Origin of the sequence: Campylobacter sp. BCW_4338 (assembly GCF_001763255.1) — a bacterium.
GTDB classification, from domain to species: domain Bacteria; phylum Campylobacterota; class Campylobacteria; order Campylobacterales; family Campylobacteraceae; genus Campylobacter_D; species Campylobacter_D jejuni.
On sequence record NZ_MJYJ01000061.1, the window covers coordinates 222,794 to 241,256 of the forward strand.

Sequence of the window (18,463 nt, forward strand, 5' to 3'; positions counted from 1 at the left end):
TGCCATCTTCTAAAGTTAAATCTAAATCAGTTTGAGTGTCTTCTTGAATCTGTTCTTTAGTTGTTTCTTGTTCTAAATTTTCATCTTCTAAATTTTGAACTTCTAAAGCTTTGTTTGCATTATCATCTTGAGATTCACTAAGCTCTTCTTGCATTTCTAATGCATTTGTTTTAGAATCGTCTAATAATTCTTGCTTTTCTATTTCTTCATTTTTATCATCTTCTTTGATTTCTAAATCTTCATCATTTTTATCATCTAGCTCATCTAAACTAGGCTCAGTATCCAAAGCTGTATGTTCTTGGCTTAAGTCTTCTTTTTCGTTTTTGCCATCTTCTAAAGTTAAATCTAAATCAGTTTGAGTGTCTTCTTGAATCTGTTCTTTAGTTGCTTCTTGTTCTAAATTTTCATCTTCTAAATTTTGAGTTTCTAAAGTTTCGTTTGCATTATCATCTTGCGCATTATCATCAAAACTCAAATCTTCCATTCCATCTGAATTTATATCTAAAGAATTTTCATCAGGCAAATCATCTAAATTTAAATTATCTAAATCCAAGCTTATATCGGCATAAGGATTTTCATCATTACTTAATATTGGCAAATCAATAGATGTATGTTTGTTTGTATCTTTATTATTAAGTAAATTTAAAAAATCTGTAGGTAAAAAAGGTTTTTGTAAAATTTGTGCATCTATATCTACATTTTGATTTCGCGGGGCTAAAAAAATCAATCTATCGCATTTTTCTTTAAGAATTTTTAAAGGTGCTGGAGTATCACTATCTACAACAATCACATCATAATTACCCAAATTTTCACTATAAGCATTAAGTTCTTCAAAATCATAAGACATTTTTTTAGCACTAAGGCTTACAAGTCTTGAAACTACAGGGTTTTCATTTAAAAGTAAAATTTTCATCACTTTAATCCTTGAAAAATAATCACTATTTTACGATAATTTCATTTATCCTTTCCTTAGGAGAAAAAAAGAGTTTGCATATGAGTAAAAAGTTCTAAAATTAAATTTTTAAAATATTGCATCATAACTAGTAAAATAGCAATCAAAACTACAAAGCCTAAAGCTATCTTTATAGGATATCCAATAACTAAAAGATTAAATTGTGGCATTGTTTTCATCAAAAGTCCAAAAATAACATCGGCTAAAAGTGAAATTCCAAGTATGGGAAAGCTCATAGTAAAACCTATGATGAAAATATTAAACATACCCATATTTAGATAATGCATTAAATTCTCATGCGGATAAAATCCACCTAAACTAATATAACCCAAAGAATGACTTAAAAACAAAAGCATTAAATGATGGCCATCAAAAGCAAGAAAAAACATCAAAGCAAGCAAATTTAAAATTTGAGATGTGATAGGCATACTCGTTCCAGAACTTGGATCTAATATACTTGCCATAGTAAATCCCATAGTAAAAGCAATCTGCTCGCCTGCCATCATAATAATAGCAAAAATAATTTGAAGCATTAATCCTGCTATCATTCCAAAAATCACTTCACTAATAAGCTGTAAAACAAAAAAACTATCTAAATGCAAAGATTCTAATCTAGCCAAAGGATATAAATACATAGTCAAAAATAAAACTATAGTACTTTTTATCACCATAGGAATAGAATTATGTGAAAAAAAAGGAAAAAAAACTATAAGACCACTCATTCTAGCAAGAAGCAACATAAAAGTTACAACATTTTTATCACCTAAATAATTAACAAATTCCATTGGCGTTTATAGTATAAGTTTTATCACAAAAACTTGCAAGCTTGCTATCGTGAGTTACAAAAAATAAAGCTGCATCATTTTCTTTAACATAGGATATTAAAAGCTCGATAACATTTTTAGCATTATCAAAATCCAAATTTCCAGTTGCTTCATCAGCAAAAATAATCTTTGGTTTTTTACAAAGCACACGTGCGATACTCACACGCTGTTGTTGTCCGCCGCTAAGCTTTCCTATTTTTTGATACAAAAGCGTATCAATACCTAACCTTTTTAAAATTTTCTCATCTAAATCTTGACCTGATAAAACACTAGCAAGTTCGATATTTTCTAAAGCTGAAAAACCTTTAAAAAGATAATGTGTCTGAAAAATAATACCAAAATCATAACGGCGAATGTTTAATCTTTCGTTTTCATCTATCTGATAAAGACTAGAACTTTTAAAAAAAACTTCACCTTTTTTTGGAATCAATAAAGAAGAAAGTATATGCAAAAGAGTAGATTTACCACAACCACTGCTCCCTTGAATAGCAATGCAATCTTTAGTATTTAAAGTAAGATTTAAACCCTCAAAAAGCGGATAATCAAAACTATGGCTTAAATTTTCCGCTCTTAAGAGTTCCATTTTTAACCGTTTTTAAAGTTGTGCAGCAACTTCAGCCGCAAAATCTTCAGTTTTCTTTTCTAAACCTTCGCCAACTTCAAAGCAAATAAATTCAACAATTTTAATTTTTCCGCCAAATTCTTTTTCTTTTTCAGCGATCACTTGTTCTACAGTTTTTTTATCATCCATTACATAAAACTGACCCATTAAAGTAAGTTTGCTATCGAGTTGAGAATTATCAGCTATAAAGCTATTCATTTTACCTGGGATAATATTGTCCCAAATTTTTTCAGGTTTACCTTGAGCTTTAAGCTCTTCTTTGATTTTTTCTTCAGCTTCTTTTAAAATTGCATCACTTAATTGTTTGCGACTTGCAAATTGAGGAATTTTATGTTCAGGTTTATTTGGATCTTTAAGTCTGCGTCTTTCTTCATTTTCTTTTTCAAGTTCAGCAACCAAAGCTTTGTATTCATTTTCAACAAAAGTCATATCCAAATCTTCATAACTTAAATAACTTGGTCTCATTGCTGCAATATGCATACAAATTTGTCTTAACAAATCTCTTGATTTTGAAGCCACTTCAGCGCTATTACAAGCTGCAGCGATCACAACACCAACACGGCCATTTGTATGGATATAACCATTTACAACGCCGTTAGCACCTGCTTTTAAAGTTGCAAATCTTCTTACAACTAAGTTTTCTCCTATAGTTGCAATTTGACTTTTTAAATATTCTTCAAATTTTATGCCATTGATTGTGCTTGAATGAAGTTCTTCCACACTTTGTAAGCTATTACTTTGAATATGAGCTGTAGTATCTTTTGTTAAGGCGATAAACTGATCATTTTTTGCCACAAAATCTGTTTCGGAATTAATCTCACTTACAGTTGCGCTTGTAAAATCATCGCTTACTTTTACACTTACTAAACCTTCTGCAGCAAGTCTATCTGCTTTTTTAGCAGCCTTGCCTAAACCTTTTTCTCTTAAAAGTTGCACTGCTTTATCAAAATCTCCATTAGTTTCACTCAAAGCATTTTTACAATCCATCATCCCCGCACCTGTACTTTCGCGGAGTTCTTTTACCATTGCAGCAGTGATTTCAGCCATTATTCTTGCTCCTCACCGAAGTCTTCTTCGCTCATCGCTTCATCTAAAACTTCTTTTTTCTCTTCATCAGTGATTTCTTTTTCTTTATTTGGTAAAGCTTCACCATCTTGTTCTCTTAAAGCTTTTCCCTCATTAATCGCTTCAGCCATTTCTTGACAGAAAAGTTGCACTGAACGAATTGCATCATCATTTCCTGGAATAGGATAAGTTACCAAATCAGGATCGCAGTTTGTATCTAGTGGAGCTACAACAGGAATTCTTAATCTATTTGCTTCTTGAACAGCAATTTTTTCTTTTACTGTGTCAACAACAAAAATCATATCAGGTTGAGTTTTCATATAACGAATTCCACCTAAATAAGCTAATAATTTTTCTTTTTTTCTTGTAAGCATTAAAGCTTCTTTTTTAGTTAAAAGCTTAATACTTCCATCTTCTTCCATTTTTTCAATTACTTCTAATTTTCTAATTGATTGGCGAATAGTACCAAAATTTGTCATCATACCGCCAAGCCATCTATGATTTACATAAGGCATACCGCATTTTTCAGCGTATTCTTTAATCGCTCCACCTGCTTGTTTTTTTGTTCCAACAAAAAGTATAGTTTTTCCTTCAGCGGCAGCATCACGAACGATATTATAGGTATATCTAAAATATCTTAAAGTTTTTTGTAAATCAATTACATAAATACCTTTTCTCTCGCCAAAAATGAATTTTTTCATCTTTGGATTCCAGCGTCTTGTTTGATGTCCAAAATGCACACCACATTCTAATAAATCTCTCATACTAACCATGAGTTTCTCCTTATAAATTTAGCTTTATTCCTCCACATCCCTTAATTTACACAAGCTAAAAAGGATTGATGTGTGTGAAATGAAGCTAGGATTCTATCAAATTTAAGTTTAGTTTTTACTTATATATGTATTCTTTAGTGAGACTTAAATTATTATTAATTTCCTTTGTGATTAAAAATTGGAACAAATCCACGCTTCCAACACGAAAAGCAGAGGCGCAAGAACGAAGGTATAAATCCCACATTCTTATAAATTCTTCATCATATTTTTCCCTTACCTTGTCCAATACTTTATTAAAATTTTCATCCCATAAATCTAAAGTTTTTGCATAGTGCATTCTTAAACTTTCTGCTAGAAGAAGATGAAAATCCCATTCACTCATAGCACTTACAACCTCTCTTAAAGAAGGCAAATATCCTCCTGGAAAAATATATTTATCTATCCAAGCATTTGTTTTTCCTTCAAACATGGCTAAAATAGAATGTAAAAGCATAGAACCTCCAGGTTTTAAAACTTGTTTTACTTTCATAAAATAAAGTCCTAAATTCTCTTTGCCTACATGTTCAAACATACCCACAGAAACAACTTTATCAAAATAATTTTCAAATTCTAAATCTTGATAATTTTGAAGTCTTATTTCTATTTTATCTTCAAGATCAAGTTCTTTTACTCTTTCCTTGGCTTTTTTACACTGCTCCTCTGAAATAGTAATTCCAACAACTCTAACTCCATACTTTTGAGCCGCCATAATAGAAAGCCAACCCCAGCCACAACCTATATCTAAAAGCTTTTCTCCTTCTTTTAAATCAAGTTTTTTAAGAGTATGTTCTATTTTGTTAATTTGAGCTTCATAAAGAGTATTATTAGGCTCTTTAAAATAAGCGCAAGAATAGCTCATAGTATCATCAAGCCAAAGCTTATAAAAATCATTACCTATATCATAATGACTTTTAATATTTTTACTTTCCTGTTTTTGGGCTATTTTACTCAAGATATCCTCTGTATTTTTTAAAAAACGCTTATTTGAAAAATAATACAAAACTTTAGCTATTTCATCATAATCACCTTCTATTTCTAGTTTAGACTCCATATAATGTTTTGCAAAAACTAAACTCGTATCACTAAATAATTTTAAAAAAGGTATTTTTTCTTTGAAAATTAAAGAAAATTTAGCAGACTGATTACCCACATGAAATTCTTCTTGATCCCAAAATACAATTCTAAAATTTCCATAATTCCATTTTGAAAGAATAAATTTAATCATTTGTTTTTCAAGCATGACATACTCCAATTAATAAGAATTATTATTTGATAGTATCTCTTAATTAGGTTTAAAAATTAATAAAAATGAAGAAAAAATAAGATTTTTGCCATTATCATTAAATAATGGCAAAAAATGTAATATTAATGTAATTTAGACCAAACAGAGCGCTTCCAACCTATAGCAAAAATACTTAAAATTACAAAGAATATCATTACATAAATTCCTGTAGTTTTTCTTTCTTCTTTCTTGCTATCACCTACTTGATCAATATAAGATACAACCTTAGCCTGTGCAGCTTCTGTTAAACCTACTCTTGGCATAGCGGTTCCTGGAAGAAGTTTTTGAGTGTTATTAATAAAATCATGTAAATATTGCTCACCACGAGATCTTATCATCATAGAAAGATCAGGCGGAACAGAACCTAAATAAGTTTTTAAATCATTTTGATTTGATGGAGTAAAAAAGCTATCGTATTTCATATCATGACAACGTCCGCAAGCCTCAATAAAAGTTGCTTTATCTTTAGCAAATTTTATATCTTTTTCCATTAAAGCCACTTTTTGAGCACTATTTTCCATTTTAGCATATTTTGCCTCAACATCTTTCTTAATAGTAGCATCTTCATTGGCTTCAAATTTAACACTCACATCTTTAAGATAAGCAATTACATTGGCTATATTTGCATTTGTAGCTTCTTCACTTTCTCCTGAATTATCTTTATTGTAAGCTGTCATAATAAAAGCATCACCAAATTTATGATCTACTTTTAAAGCAAGCGCAGGATGCATAATCAAAGCTGCTAAAAATTTTTCATCAAAAATAGCACCAGCTGCACTAAGATCAGGTGGTATTACTCCCATAGAAGAATCAGTAATATTAGCTGTTATTCCATCTTCTTTTAGACCATGACATGCAAAACAGTTATTTTCAAAAAATTCTTTACCTTTTTTTGCATCACCCTTAGCAAAATCGATCTTTGCAACATCTGCCCAAAGTGTTTCAACTTTACTTAATTCTTCTTTTGCTTTTTCAAGTTCTTTGTTTGCACTCTCTATTCTTTTAGCATCTCCTGAAGCTTGTGCATCTTTTAGAGCTAATTCTTTAGCTTCAACTATACCTTTTGCAAAAGTAGTATCTTCAACAGCAAAATCAAAATTTGCAGGAGCAACATGAGGTTTCATCACTGAATGAGCATAAGGCTCTACCCCCCAATATACAAGCGCAGTAAAAACTACTACAACTAAAAATATTTTTATTTCTCTCATTGTTTAGCTCCTTTTCTCTCCATAATAGTAATAACCGGTAAAACTACAATAAGTAAAAGTAAAAATACTATAGAAGCGTAAAATCCTACCCAAGCATTTACACCTGTTGGAGGTAATTTTCCATAAACTGTTAAAACAATTAAATCAATAAGCAATATCCAAAACCAAATGAAAAATAAAGGTCTTTCATGAGCTGGTTTTACAACATCACTTCTATCAAGCCAAGGAAGCAAGAAGAAAATCACTTGAGCAATACCAAATGCAGCCAAACCTATATCAAAAGCTTTAATACCTGCAATATCAAAGAAAAATCCTCTTAAAACTTCATAACTCCATAAGAAATACCACTCAGGATAAATATGAGCTGGTGTTTTAAGCGCATTAGCTGGATCAAAATTAATTGGATCCATTGCAAATTCAAATTTAAAACAGACCAAATAAAAGAAGAAAATCATAAAAAAGCTTATATACATAAAATCTTTTGATAAAAATCCTGGCCAAAAAGGAATCACTTTAGAACCCTTTGTGTCACCTGCCATGTATTTTTCAGCCTCTAAATCAAAGTCAAGTTCTTCAGAAATTTCATTATTAACATGAGGAATTCTTAAAGAATAGAAATGAAATGCTATAATAGCAATGATAACTATAGGAAGCAAGCACACATGAAGCATAAAAAATCTTGTTAAAGTTGGATCAGAAACCGCATAATCTCCACGAATCCAAATCACAAGCTCAGGGCCAATAAATGGTATCCCTCCAAAAAGATTAGTGATTACTTGAGCTGCCCAATAACTCATTTGTCCCCAAGGAAGCATATAGCCACTAAAAGCTTCAGCAGAAAATACAACAAACAAAAGCATACCGCTAACCCAAATCATCTCACGACCTTTTTTATAAGAACCGTAATAAATTCCTGTTAGCATATGTATGTATATAATCAAAAATACAACAGAAGCGGCAACACCATGCATGTGACGCCAAAGCCATCCATAATCCACCTCTTGCATAATAGTCTTATTCACACTATCAAAAGCAAGTGCAGTATCTGGTTTATAATACATCACAAGTAAAAGTCCTGTAACAAAAAGCACTGCAAAAAGAGTGGTTAAAATAACCCCCATTGCCCAAAGAAAGTTAATTTGCTTTGGTATCCAATACTTTACCATTAAAACATCAAGCAGTTTATGTACTGCAAGTCTTTGATCAAGCCAATCTACAAGGCCATTAGCTTTTCTAATTTGTGCCATCTTAAGCCTCCGCTATCATTTTTTTATATTCAGGACCCTCTTCACCTAAAACAAGTTTGGTTCCATCAATCTTAAAAGGAGGAATTTCAAGAGGCTTTGGAGGAGGTCCAAAGACATTTTTTCCACTTGTGTCAAATTCTCCACCATGACAGGCACATTTAAACAATTGCTCACTTGGTTGGTAAGCAGGTATACAACCCAAATGCGTACAAAGTCCTATAACCACAGTATAAGCTGCGTTATCTACCACAACATCACGTTTTTCATCTTTTGGCATACTCGCATCTTTTTTTAATATAAAAATAGGCTTTTTACGCCATTCTATAGTTCTAAGCTCTCCATCTTGCATTCCTGATAAATCTACTGTAGTAAAACCTGCAGCTTTGACACTTGGAAGCGGATCCCAAGTTTTTTTCATCGCAACAAGCGAGAAAACACCGCCTACAGCAGCTACGCTTCCAAATGCAAAGCCCATAAAGCTTCGTCTACTCTCAGATGTAGCCATAACTTGTCCTTTCGATTTTATTTTTTAACCAAGTTAAAAGTTTATCGAAATTAAAATAAATTTTTTCTTTGTTTAACAAGTTTTGATATTTAGACAATAAGAGCAAAAAGAGAAAAAACAAGCACAGGTAAAGTTATCAAAAAGCCAAATTTACAATATTGCCAAAAAGAAATATTAATGCCTTTTCTAGCCAAAACTCCAAGCCAAAGCAAAGTTGCCAAAGAACCTATTGGTGTAAGTTTTGGGCCTATATTTACTCCTAAAAGATGCGCATAAATCATCAAAGAATCAAAAGAAAAATTCTCAAAATATTCTTTTAATGCCAAATCTCCGATTAAAACCATAGGCAAATTATTAAATACAGAAGATCCAAAAGCTGAAATCAAAGCCACACCAAAAATTCCACTCTTATCTTGCATCAAAAAAGTATAACTTTTAACCAAAATTTCACTCACACCTATTTTATGTAAAGCAAAAACTACCATATAAAGCCCAAAACTAAAAAGCAAAACTCCATAAGGTGCTTCAAAAAGAATTTGAATACTTTTTTTACCTTGAATTTTTAAAACAATAAGCCAAAAAATTCCCGCCCAAAGCAAAGCAAAAAAACTTATTTTAATATCAAAAATTTCACCTATAAAAAAACTGATCACAAAAAGAAATAAAAATACTATGCAAAGAAAAAACAACTTCGATGAAATTTGCTCTTTTTTGACTAATTTAAATTCAAGCCTTTTAGGCAAAACTCTCACATAAAGCACAAAAACCATAACTATAGTAGAAAGCAAAACAAAAAAATTTGGCAAAAACATATTTTTAGCAAATTCTAAAAATTCTATCTTAAAATAATTTGCTGTGATGATATTGGTTAAATTTGAAATAACCAAAGCGTTTGAACTTGCATCACATAAAAAAGAAAGACTAAGCAAAAAAGAACTTAAAATAAAAGCATGATTTTTACAATCTTTAAGAGTTGAAAATAAAGCTATAATAATAGGTGTAATGATTAAAATCGCTCCATCGTTAGCAAAAAATGCAGAAAGAAAAAAGACAAAAATCAACAAAAATAACATCAATTTTTTTGTGCTGATATAAATTTTTTCTTGATTTTTCTCTCTAGAAAAATGCAAAATTTTACTCGCAATAAAATCAAAAAATCCCAAAGCTTCCAAGCTAAAAGAAAGGATAATCAACCCAACCAAAGTTAAAGAACTATCCCAAACCAAAGAAAAAACAAAATAAGCATCTTTAAAATCTACCAATTGAAAAATAAAAACAAAAAAAGCTCCCAAGCTAGAAAATACCCAAATAGGTAAATTCCATGGACGCCAAAAAAGTAAAACTAAAGTAGATAAAAAAATAAAAAAAGCAAGCATTTAAGCTTTTTTCTTTTGCATTTTGATATAAATTTGTAAAATATCTAACGCTGCAGGAGTAATTCCACTGATTTGACTTGCAGCAAAAATGGTTGGAGGTTTATGATGATTAAGTTTTTCTACAACCTCATTACTCAAACCACTTACACTTTTAAAATCAAAATTTTCAGGAATTTTAAGCTCGCTAAGATTTTTCATTTTTTCTACTTGAGCTTTTTGCATGCTGATATAATGATAATACTTTGCCCCATTTAAAATTTCTCTTAAAGAGTAATGATCCATAGTTTCAAATATAGGGTCAAGTTTTTTTAATTTTTCTATATCAAAACTTGCTCTTGCAACAATTTTTTGAAGATTGACTATAGAAGAAATTTTATCTTCTCCTAAACTCTCTAAAAAAGCATTATTTTGGTTATTAGGCGTAAATTCTTTAGAAAGTAAAAATTCAAGTCCTTTTTGAAGATTGTTTGCAATATTTTGTATATAAGTAAAATCTTGCTCACTTAAAAGCCCCAAATCATAGCCATATTTTCCGAGTCTAAGTATAGCATTTTCTTCCCTTAAAAGCAGTCTAAATTCCGCTCTTGAAGTAAACATTCTATAAGGTTCTTTTGTACCTTTTACTACCAAATCATCGATTAAAACTCCTATATAAGCTTGATCACGCCTTAAAATCAAAGGCTCTTTCATATCTATGCTTAAACTTGCATTGATTCCTGCCATAAAGCCTTGTGCTGCAGCCTCTTCATAACCTGTAGTTCCATTAATCTGTCCTGCACAATAAAGATTTTTAATCTTTTTAAGTTCTAAAGTATGCTTAAGTTCAGTTGGCTCTATATAGTCATATTCTATAGCATAACCAAAACGGGTTATTTTAGCATTTTCAAAACCCTTTACAGAACGCAGCATTTGAGTTTGTACTTCATAAGGTAAAGAAGTAGAAAAACCATTGATATAATACTCCGTCGCATCGATAGTTTGAGGCTCTATAAAAAGATGATGGCTTTCTTTGTCGCTAAAACGATTGATCTTATCTTCTATAGAAGGACAATACCTTGGCCCCACACCTTCAATCTGTCCTGTAAAAAGTGGAGCACGATAAAAATTATTCTTAATAATCTCATGTGTAGTTGTATTAGTGCGTGCAATATAACAAGGAAGTTGAGTAGGATTGAAATTTCTTGAACGAAAACTAAAAGCTTTAGGATTTTTATCCCCATCTTGAATTTCAAGCACGCTAAAATCAATGCTTTTTGCATCCACTCTTGGGCAAGTTCCTGTTTTTAAACGCCCCATTTTCAAACCCAAAGTCTGCAAATAGTTTCCTAAATTTACTGAAGCAAGCTCCCCTACCCTCCCTGCTTGAAGTTTATTTTCGCCTATATGAATAAGTCCATTTAAAAAAGTCCCTGTTGTAAGTATCACTTTTTTGGCAAAATATGTGTTTTCTAAATTTGTTTTTACGCCTTTAACTTCATCATTTTCTACGATTAAAGCATTCGCTTGTTCTTGAGAAATTTCTAAATTTGGAAGTTTTAAAAGTTTATTACGTGCAATGATACGGTATTTATCCATATCAATTTGTGCCCTACTTCCTTGAACGGCTACACCCTTACTTTCATTTAAAATGCGAAATTGTATTCCCGCTTCATCAGTGATTTCACCCATAAGACCACCCATGGCATCAAGTTCTTTTACCAAATGCCCTTTAGCAAGCCCACCTATAGCTGGATTACAGCTTGCTGCTCCTATTTGCTCAATCAATGTAGTTAAAAGTAAGGTTTTTTTACCCATTCTAGCAGCAGCAGCACTTGCTTCAACACCCGCATGTCCACCACCTATAACAATGACATCAAACATATTTTGCCTTGAAAAATGTGAATTTTTAAAAGAAAGATTATATAATATTTAGACTTAAAACAAACTCGTTTTAAGTCTAACAAAAATTTATTTAGCTTCTTGGAGAGAGAAAATTAACTCATTGTAAGTTTTATCTGCATCTTTGCAGAAATTTTTAAGCATCTCAACACCCTTATTTAAACCTTGTTGCTGTTCCACTCTTAAAAGATCACTATAAAGGCTTTCTATTGTAGAAATAGCGCTTTTATTTGGCATACGACGAACGGAATAATAGCCTATGATATTATTATTAATGTCTATTGATGGAGTTACATTTGCAAAAACCCAGTAGTAATTGTTATCTTTAGTTTTGTTTTTTACGTAAGCAAAAATTTCTTTGCCTTCTTTCATATAATCCCATAAATATTTAAAAACAGTTTTTGGCATCTCTTCATGTCTTACTATGTTATGAGGTTTATTTAAAACTTCACCCATGGTATAACCTGCATACTTTAAAAAATCATCATTTGCATAAACTATTTTACCTTTTAAATCTGTTTTAGAAGTAATTAAACTATCTTCTTGTAAAAAAATTTCTCTTGACATTTTCCCACCCTCTTAATTTATATTTTTAATTTTGCTAAGATTTCAGCACTTCTTTGCTCTAGTGATTTAATATCATTTACAATCGCATCATAAGCTTTTTGATCGATATAATCTTGACTTGATTCTTCTATTGCTTTTTTAGCATTATCTTTTATAAATTCTTTAGCTAAATTTAACTCAGTTTCAGAACTAAGTTCATTAATAACACCTTGAGCTCTCTCATCTTGGCAAAGATTAGAAATTGGATCTACACTTTCAAGATTGAAATTTTGAGCCCCATTTAAATTTAAATATATATTTGATTTATAAAGAATATGATCGATTTTAACCACAGACAAAATCAATCTCTTTGCAAAGGATCCAAAATTAACGCCAAGAGCACTACTATTTTCTTCTAGACGTTTAAAAACTTGAGAAAATTTATTAATTCTTTCTTCAGATTCGCTAACAATGTTAAAAACTTGATCGCTGCCACTTTGGATATTTACAAAATCCTGTTGCATAGTCTGAATTGCAATGGAAATTTCACTTGTAGATCTTTGAGTTCTTTCTGCTAACTTTCTAACTTCATCAGCTACAACCGCAAAGCCCCTACCATGCTCTCCTGCACGTGCAGCTTCAATAGCAGCATTTAAAGCTAGAAGATTGGTTTGATCAGCTATATCGCGTATTACTTCAACCACTGAAGTAATATTTTGGGAATTAGCCACAAAAGTTTGTACTGTTTCCTTGCTCGAATTTACAACATCCATTAAAGAACCCATGGCACTTTGCAAAGAATCCACCTCTGAGCCATTTTCTGTAGCTGTATGAGTAATGGCATCAACTGTATCATATACATTTTTCATCATGCTAATATCTTGATTTAATGAGCTAGAAATTTGAGACATATCTTTATTTTGATTTCCAAGGCTTAAATCCATTAAAGTTCTTGATAAAGCATTTTTAAAAGTGGATCTTGCTGTCACTTCTATGTTTGCTAAAGCTTTATTTATAAATTCAATATTATGAGCAAAAATTCCTTTTAAACCTTCAGGCAAAGCTTTGCGATAAAATTCACCTTTTTGAGAACAAGAAATAGAAGTATTAATTTCCCTTAAGTAAGCTTCTAGTCCATCAATAGTATTGTTAAGATTATCTGCTATTTCGGCTAATTTTTTGCTTTTTGTTTTTACATATATCATTCTATTATCAAAATTTCCTTCTTTTAACTCTCTACAAAGAACCAAAAGTTTATCTATCATCATTTGCTCATCTTTGTGTTGTCTAAGCAAATAAATCATTAAAACAGCGATTAAAATAAAAATTATCGCTCCAATATAAATATGAATAAAAATGGCACCCAAAACACCGATAACACTTAGAAAAATAGTTAATAATAATCCATTTTTCACCATAAATTTACCCCTTTTACTAAAAATTTTTTGAAGTCATAAATTAAAGTAATACTTTAATAATATATTACTTTAATTTTTAGGGAAAGATTATATAATAAAAAAGATTAAATATATCTTATTTAGTTATCTTCTTGTAAGTTAAAAACAAGTTCATTATAAGTCATTTTATAAGAACTTACAATATCCATTAAAGCTGAAACTCCAGCATTAATGCCTGATTTTTGCTCTTTTTCAAGTAAAATTTTATAAACTTCTTCAATTATAGGAAGAGATTTTCTATTAGGCGCACGACGAACAGAATAGTAGTTGATGATATTTCCATTGGCATCAAATGAAGCACTTACATTTGCAAACACCCAGTAAAAACTACCATCCTTGGCTTTATTTTTTACAAATGCAAAAATTTCTTCTCCTTTTTGAATATAATCCCAAAGACATTTAAATACAGTACGTGGCATATCTTCATGTCTTACTATATTATGAGGTTTATACAAAAGCTCATCGACTTTATAACCTGCGTATTTTAAAAAGTCATTATTGGCATAAATGATATTCCCCTTAAGATCTGTTTTAGAAGTAATTAAAGCATTTTCAGACAAAACTATTTCTTTCATAATTAAAACATCCCAATAAAACAAATAAATCAAAAATAGAATTATTACTAACAATAAACAATAAAAAGTATACTAAATTATAAAATTTTCAAAAAATATTTTAAATTTTATAATGCAAATAATGAGAAATTTTGTAACATTTATATAAAAAATTATCATATCATATAAAAGAAAGTATTTCTAGATTTGTTTTTTTGTTAAAATTTATAATACGCATTGTTAAAATTATATTTCACAAAAGATCAAAAGGAGTGAATAAACTTGGAAACTTTAAGTCAAACTTTAGCTGAAAGAAAACCGCCTTTATATAAACGTATTATAAAAAGTCTTGGATTTTGGGTGATTATAGGCATTATTACAGGTATTATACTTGGTTATACAGATAAAGAATTAGCCATTGCTAGCAAACCAGGAGTTGATTATTTTATAGGTGCTTTAAAGGTTCTTATAGGTCCTATTATTTTTGTTACTTTGGTTTTGGGCATCATTAGTCTTGAAAGTTTAAAAAAAGTAGGTAGTATTGGCGCTAAAGCGGTTATCTACTTTGAAGTTGTAAGTACTTTAGCACTTGCTATAGGTATTTTTATGGCAAATGTTATGCAACCAGGCCATGGAATGAATCTTGATCCAAGTCAACTTGATACAAAAAGCGTTCAAAAATATATTTCTCAAACCACAGAAGTAAGCGCGAGCTCTGAGATTATGCATATTTTAAAAGATGCTATGCCTACTGATATTATCACGCCTTTTACAGAAGGAAAAACCATACAAGTTTTAGTTATTGCTATAATTACTGCTTTGATTATTTCTTTAATGAGAATAGAAGATAAACAGGCAATTCAAAGAGTTTTTGAAGTGGTACAAAATTTTGTTTTTAAAATTCTACAAATCATTATGTATTTTAGTCCTATTGCCGCCTTTTCAGCAATGGCTGTACTCATAGCTCAATACGGAATTGGCTCTTTGATCAACTTAGCATATTTACTTTTAGTAATGCTGATTTCATGTCTTGTTTTTATATTTGGAATCTTAGGTCTGATTTGTTATTTTGCAAAAGTAAATATCTTCAAATTTATGAGATTTATCTCAAGAGAAGTATTGATCGTTTTTGCAACCAGTTCAAGCGAGTCTGCACTTGCTCCTTTAATGAGAAAACTAGAAAAAGCAGGACTTTCTAAAGCAACAGTCGGACTTGTTTTACCAACGGGATATAGTTTTAATCTTGATTGTACAAATATTTATCTAGCTATGAGCTTAATCTTTCTAGCACAAGCTTTCAATGTAAATTTAAGTTTAGCACACGAAATCAGTATTTTAATAGTATTAATGATAGCCTCAAAAGGTGCAGTAGGTGTAACTGGATCAGGTTTTATAGTGCTTGGAAGTACGCTTGCGGCTCTAGGAAATATGGAAATTTCAGAAGCAAATGCAACCTTAGCGCAAGTTCTACCAGTAGCTGCCATAGGTGTTCTTTTAGGTGTTGATAAATTTATGTCTGAAATGAGGGCTGTTGGAAATCTTTGTGGAAATTCAGTAGCAGCCTTAATCGTTGCGATCTGGGATAAACAAATTGATCGGGAAAAATTCAACTATGCTATGGATAATCCAGAAAAATTCCATAATGCTGGAATGAACTAATGGGTTCTTTGGAGGAAATCATATCGATTAACCTCCTCTAAAGTATTATCTTTTTTCCTAAATTGTTTTAAAAAACTTTCATTGAAATTAAAACTAAATCCAACTTGAACAACGGTATCATCAACAGTCTCTCTTGCGCTATAATCACGACGCAATAAATTTAAACTAAATACACTATAAGGAGAGTAAGATACTTGATAATTAGTTTTATCATTATCCTTGCTTATATCAAAAGCAAAAGCGGTGTAAGTTGGAATTACAAAACTCATTCCAAGCTGTAATTTTTTTTCTGCTTCATTGGGTATGTAATAATTACTATAAGCCTTTATAAATTTACTATAACCAAACTCTGCACCAAAGCTTTTAGTATCTTTTTGTTCCTTTTGTTTGTCAATAAAACCATTAACTCCAAATAAAAAATCATCTTTTTCATAACGATTGATTAAGCCCCCTGAGTAATTATAATTATCTTGAGCCACGAAAAGTTCTTTTTGAAAAAGCAAAGAATTATTCTCTCCCTCATAAAGAGAACTTAAATTTTTAACCTGCGCGTTTTCGTTTTGAAAATCTAAATTCCCATCTGTTTTATCTATACCATTATTATTTTCTAAAGTTTTTGAAAGCAAGCTATCAAAAGTGCTTTTAAAATCCACATTCTCTTCTTGAATTTTTGGAGCTTCTTTGGTGTTTTTATAATCAAAGTGCTCCCAAGAATTTTGATTATTATTCTTTACCAAAGCCTCAGTAAGTTCATCAGCATTAAGTAAAGAAAACAATGCTATTATATAAAAAATACCCCTCATTATTCTTATATTCCTTATTATTTCTTGTTTGAGTATTTATTATAAAAAAATAATATAAATAAAAATTCCACAAAGACTAAAAACTAAAATTAGCAAATTTAAAGTAAATAAGTGTATAATTAAAATAAAAAAGGGTTATTAATGCAAAAAGACAACCTCATAGCTTTTGTTATTTTTATTATCAGCACTATCGCATTTGTTATTTGGGGATTTGGTTATATTTCGCAACATCAACTCATTCTTTTTATTCTTGCTTCTATATTTGGCATTTTTATGGCATTTAATATAGGTGGAAATGATGTAGCCAATTCTTTTGGAACAAGCGTTGGTGCAAAAACAGTAACCATTAAACAAGCTTTAATTATAGCAGCTGTTTTTGAGCTAAGCGGAGCAATCTTCGCAGGCGCAGAAGTTACTAAGACTATACGCAGCGGTATTGTTATTTTTCCAAATTCTTTAGATCCTATGCTTTTTGTTATCATTATGCTTGCTGCACTTTTAAGCTCTGGGGTTTGGATTTTTATTGCAACCAAGAAAGGCTTACCTGTATCAACCACACACAGTATAGTTGGTGGGATTGTAGGTGCTAGCATTATGATGGGGCTTTTAAAATTTGATGGGATCCAAACACTCTCTATGGTTAAATGGAGTGAAATTTTAAGAATAGCTATTTCTTGGGTAGCTTCGCCTCTTTTAGGGGGTATTGTAGCTTATATTATTTATTCATATATTGATAAAAAAATTTTAAAACCATCAGAAAAACTAAATGATGATTTGAAAAATATCAAAAAAGAAAGAAAAAAATTCAAAGAAGAATATTTTTTAAATTTAAAAACAAAATCCCAAGAAGAACAAATCAAAGAACTTTCCGCTATAGCTTTAGATGAGGAAGAACAGGCAAATAATTTCTATAGAAATAAAATGAAGGAATTTAAGGATCAAGAAAAAGATATAGATATTTACTCTATTTTAAAAACTCATATGCCAATCATTGCTTGTATTGCTGCTGCTATCATTTCGGCAATGTTTTTATTTAAAGGTTTAAATAATGTTAGCACTTTGGATATTTTACAAAACTTTTGGATTATCGGAATTATAGGAACTATAAGTTATGTTGTAACATTTGCTATAGTCAAAATCGTTAAAAAAACAGAACTTAATAAAACTACTGATAGAATTTTCTCATGGTTTCAAATATTTACAGCCTCTAGTTTTGCATTTTCACACGGAGCCAATGATATAGCCAATGCTATAGGTCCTTTTGCAGCGATTTTAGATGTCTTAAAAAACGGCACAATTAACGCGACTTCTCCTGTACCTTTTGCCGCTTTAGCTATGTTTGGAGTTGCTCTAGTTGTAGGGCTTTGGTTTTTAGGTAAAGAAGTGATTACTACAGTGGGTTCAAAACTTGCAACCATACGCTCTACTACTGGATTTTCTGCAGAACTTGGTGCAAGTATAGTTATACTCTTAGCTACACAATTTGGAATTCCTGTTAGCTCCACCCATATACTCATAGGTGCTATATTGGGTATAGGAGTGTATAATAAAAACGCAAATTGGATTATGATGAAGCCTATAGGATTGGCTTGGATTATCACTTTACCAGCCGCTGGTATTATGGCAGCACTTGTATTTTTAGGATTTAAACTATCTTTAGGAATTTAAGTAAA

16 protein-coding genes and 1 pseudogene are annotated in these 18,463 nt (G+C 30.7%); 2 read left to right on the forward strand and 15 right to left on the reverse strand.

The window, feature by feature from the left end; genetic code table 11:
- From AJN69_RS07405 to cetC, 14 genes and pseudogenes are all read right to left on the reverse strand, one after another.
- Positions 1 to 913: pseudogene (locus AJN69_RS07405) on the reverse strand (highly acidic protein); the annotation flags it as partial.
- A gap of 56 nt (positions 914 to 969) precedes the next feature.
- Positions 970 to 1,737: a flagellar biosynthetic protein FliR gene (gene fliR, locus AJN69_RS07410; RefSeq protein WP_002855878.1), complete on the reverse strand. Its 768-nt coding sequence runs from the start codon at positions 1,735 to 1,737 to the stop codon at positions 970 to 972.
- A complete protein-coding gene (locus AJN69_RS07415; protein ID WP_070210296.1) occupies positions 1,724 to 2,359 on the reverse strand; it encodes an ABC transporter ATP-binding protein in 636 nt (211 codons plus the stop codon). The genes fliR and AJN69_RS07415 overlap by 14 nt, the downstream gene beginning before the upstream one ends.
- Positions 2,360 to 2,371: 12 nt before the next feature.
- Positions 2,372 to 3,445, reverse strand: a complete 1,074-nt coding sequence (gene tsf, locus AJN69_RS07420; RefSeq protein ID WP_070210297.1) for a translation elongation factor Ts — start codon at positions 3,443 to 3,445, stop codon at positions 2,372 to 2,374.
- The gene (gene rpsB / locus AJN69_RS07425; protein WP_070210298.1) at positions 3,445 to 4,236 is read right to left on the reverse strand and encodes a 30S ribosomal protein S2; all 792 of its coding nucleotides are present in this window, start codon (positions 4,234 to 4,236) and stop codon (positions 3,445 to 3,447) included. The genes tsf and rpsB overlap by 1 nt, the downstream gene beginning before the upstream one ends.
- Before the next feature lie 115 nt (positions 4,237 to 4,351).
- Complete coding sequence (locus AJN69_RS07430) at positions 4,352 to 5,515, reverse strand: cyclopropane-fatty-acyl-phospholipid synthase family protein (RefSeq protein ID WP_002933865.1); 1,164 nt, start codon at positions 5,513 to 5,515, stop codon at positions 4,352 to 4,354.
- 125 nt (positions 5,516 to 5,640) lie between these two features.
- The gene (locus AJN69_RS07435) at positions 5,641 to 6,765 is read right to left on the reverse strand and encodes a cytochrome c1 (protein WP_070210299.1); all 1,125 of its coding nucleotides are present in this window, start codon (positions 6,763 to 6,765) and stop codon (positions 5,641 to 5,643) included.
- Positions 6,762 to 8,012 carry a cytochrome bc complex cytochrome b subunit gene (locus AJN69_RS07440; protein ID WP_002852758.1) on the reverse strand — a complete coding sequence of 417 codons (1,251 nt, stop codon included), beginning with the start codon at positions 8,010 to 8,012 and terminating at the stop codon, positions 6,762 to 6,764. The genes AJN69_RS07435 and AJN69_RS07440 overlap by 4 nt, the downstream gene beginning before the upstream one ends.
- Position 8,013: 1 nt before the next feature.
- Entirely contained in the window at positions 8,014 to 8,517 is a 504-nt protein-coding gene (gene petA / locus AJN69_RS07445; RefSeq protein WP_002852880.1) for a ubiquinol-cytochrome c reductase iron-sulfur subunit, read from the reverse strand.
- Positions 8,518 to 8,606: 89 nt separating this feature from the next.
- Complete coding sequence (locus tag AJN69_RS07450) at positions 8,607 to 9,893, reverse strand: arsenic transporter (RefSeq protein WP_070210300.1); 1,287 nt, start codon at positions 9,891 to 9,893, stop codon at positions 8,607 to 8,609.
- On the reverse strand, positions 9,894 to 11,753 hold the full coding sequence (gene mnmG / locus AJN69_RS07455) for a tRNA uridine-5-carboxymethylaminomethyl(34) synthesis enzyme MnmG (protein WP_070210301.1): 1,860 nt from the start codon (positions 11,751 to 11,753) through the stop codon (positions 9,894 to 9,896).
- 87 nt (positions 11,754 to 11,840) lie between these two features.
- Positions 11,841 to 12,338 (reverse strand): bipartate energy taxis response protein CetB, encoded by a 498-nt coding sequence (cetB, locus tag AJN69_RS07460; RefSeq protein ID WP_002866200.1) that lies wholly within the window; start codon positions 12,336 to 12,338, stop codon positions 11,841 to 11,843.
- 17 nt (positions 12,339 to 12,355) lie between these two features.
- A complete protein-coding gene (cetA, locus tag AJN69_RS07465) occupies positions 12,356 to 13,735 on the reverse strand; it encodes a bipartate energy taxis response protein CetA (RefSeq protein ID WP_070288308.1) in 1,380 nt (459 codons plus the stop codon).
- 119 nt (positions 13,736 to 13,854) lie between these two features.
- Positions 13,855 to 14,349 (reverse strand): energy taxis response protein CetC, encoded by a 495-nt coding sequence (gene cetC, locus AJN69_RS07470; RefSeq protein ID WP_052794861.1) that lies wholly within the window; start codon positions 14,347 to 14,349, stop codon positions 13,855 to 13,857.
- 261 nt (positions 14,350 to 14,610) lie between these two features.
- Here cetC and AJN69_RS07475 point away from each other — a divergent pair, with 261 nt between their 5' ends.
- Complete coding sequence (locus AJN69_RS07475; protein WP_044779083.1) at positions 14,611 to 15,987, forward strand: cation:dicarboxylate symporter family transporter; 1,377 nt, start codon at positions 14,611 to 14,613, stop codon at positions 15,985 to 15,987.
- On the opposite strand, the gene AJN69_RS07480 is transcribed toward AJN69_RS07475, so the two are convergent.
- Positions 15,984 to 16,790, reverse strand: a complete 807-nt coding sequence (locus AJN69_RS07480; protein WP_052794862.1) for an inverse autotransporter beta domain-containing protein — start codon at positions 16,788 to 16,790, stop codon at positions 15,984 to 15,986. The genes AJN69_RS07475 and AJN69_RS07480 overlap by 4 nt on opposite strands.
- Positions 16,791 to 16,931: 141 nt before the next feature.
- Here AJN69_RS07480 and AJN69_RS07485 point away from each other — a divergent pair, with 141 nt between their 5' ends.
- On the forward strand, positions 16,932 to 18,458 hold the full coding sequence (locus tag AJN69_RS07485; RefSeq protein ID WP_052794863.1) for an inorganic phosphate transporter: 1,527 nt from the start codon (positions 16,932 to 16,934) through the stop codon (positions 18,456 to 18,458).
- The last annotated feature ends 5 nt before the right edge of the window (positions 18,459 to 18,463 follow it).

Bases quoted from the DNA above. Each gene is read 5' to 3' on its own strand.
- fliR (WP_002855878.1), bottom strand. From the start codon at position 1,737: ATGGAATTTGTTAATTATTTAGGTGATAAAAATGTTGTAACTTTTATG.
- AJN69_RS07415 (WP_070210296.1), bottom strand. From the start codon at position 2,359: ATGGAACTCTTAAGAGCGGAAAATTTAAGCCATAGTTTTGATTATCCG.
- tsf (WP_070210297.1), bottom strand. From the start codon at position 3,445: ATGGCTGAAATCACTGCTGCAATGGTAAAAGAACTCCGCGAAAGTACA.
- rpsB (WP_070210298.1), bottom strand. From the start codon at position 4,236: ATGGTTAGTATGAGAGATTTATTAGAATGTGGTGTGCATTTTGGACAT.
- AJN69_RS07430 (WP_002933865.1), bottom strand. From the start codon at position 5,515: ATGCTTGAAAAACAAATGATTAAATTTATTCTTTCAAAATGGAATTAT.
- AJN69_RS07435 (WP_070210299.1), bottom strand. From the start codon at position 6,765: ATGAGAGAAATAAAAATATTTTTAGTTGTAGTAGTTTTTACTGCGCTT.
- AJN69_RS07440 (WP_002852758.1), bottom strand. From the start codon at position 8,012: ATGGCACAAATTAGAAAAGCTAATGGCCTTGTAGATTGGCTTGATCAA.
- petA (WP_002852880.1), bottom strand. From the start codon at position 8,517: ATGGCTACATCTGAGAGTAGACGAAGCTTTATGGGCTTTGCATTTGGA.
- AJN69_RS07450 (WP_070210300.1), bottom strand. From the start codon at position 9,893: ATGCTTGCTTTTTTTATTTTTTTATCTACTTTAGTTTTACTTTTTTGG.
- mnmG (WP_070210301.1), bottom strand. From the start codon at position 11,753: ATGTTTGATGTCATTGTTATAGGTGGTGGACATGCGGGTGTTGAAGCA.
- cetB (WP_002866200.1), bottom strand. From the start codon at position 12,338: ATGTCAAGAGAAATTTTTTTACAAGAAGATAGTTTAATTACTTCTAAA.
- cetA (WP_070288308.1), bottom strand. From the start codon at position 13,735: ATGGTGAAAAATGGATTATTATTAACTATTTTTCTAAGTGTTATCGGT.
- cetC (WP_052794861.1), bottom strand. From the start codon at position 14,349: ATGAAAGAAATAGTTTTGTCTGAAAATGCTTTAATTACTTCTAAAACA.
- AJN69_RS07480 (WP_052794862.1), bottom strand. From the start codon at position 16,790: ATGAGGGGTATTTTTTATATAATAGCATTGTTTTCTTTACTTAATGCT.
- AJN69_RS07485 (WP_052794863.1), top strand. From the start codon at position 16,932: ATGCAAAAAGACAACCTCATAGCTTTTGTTATTTTTATTATCAGCACT.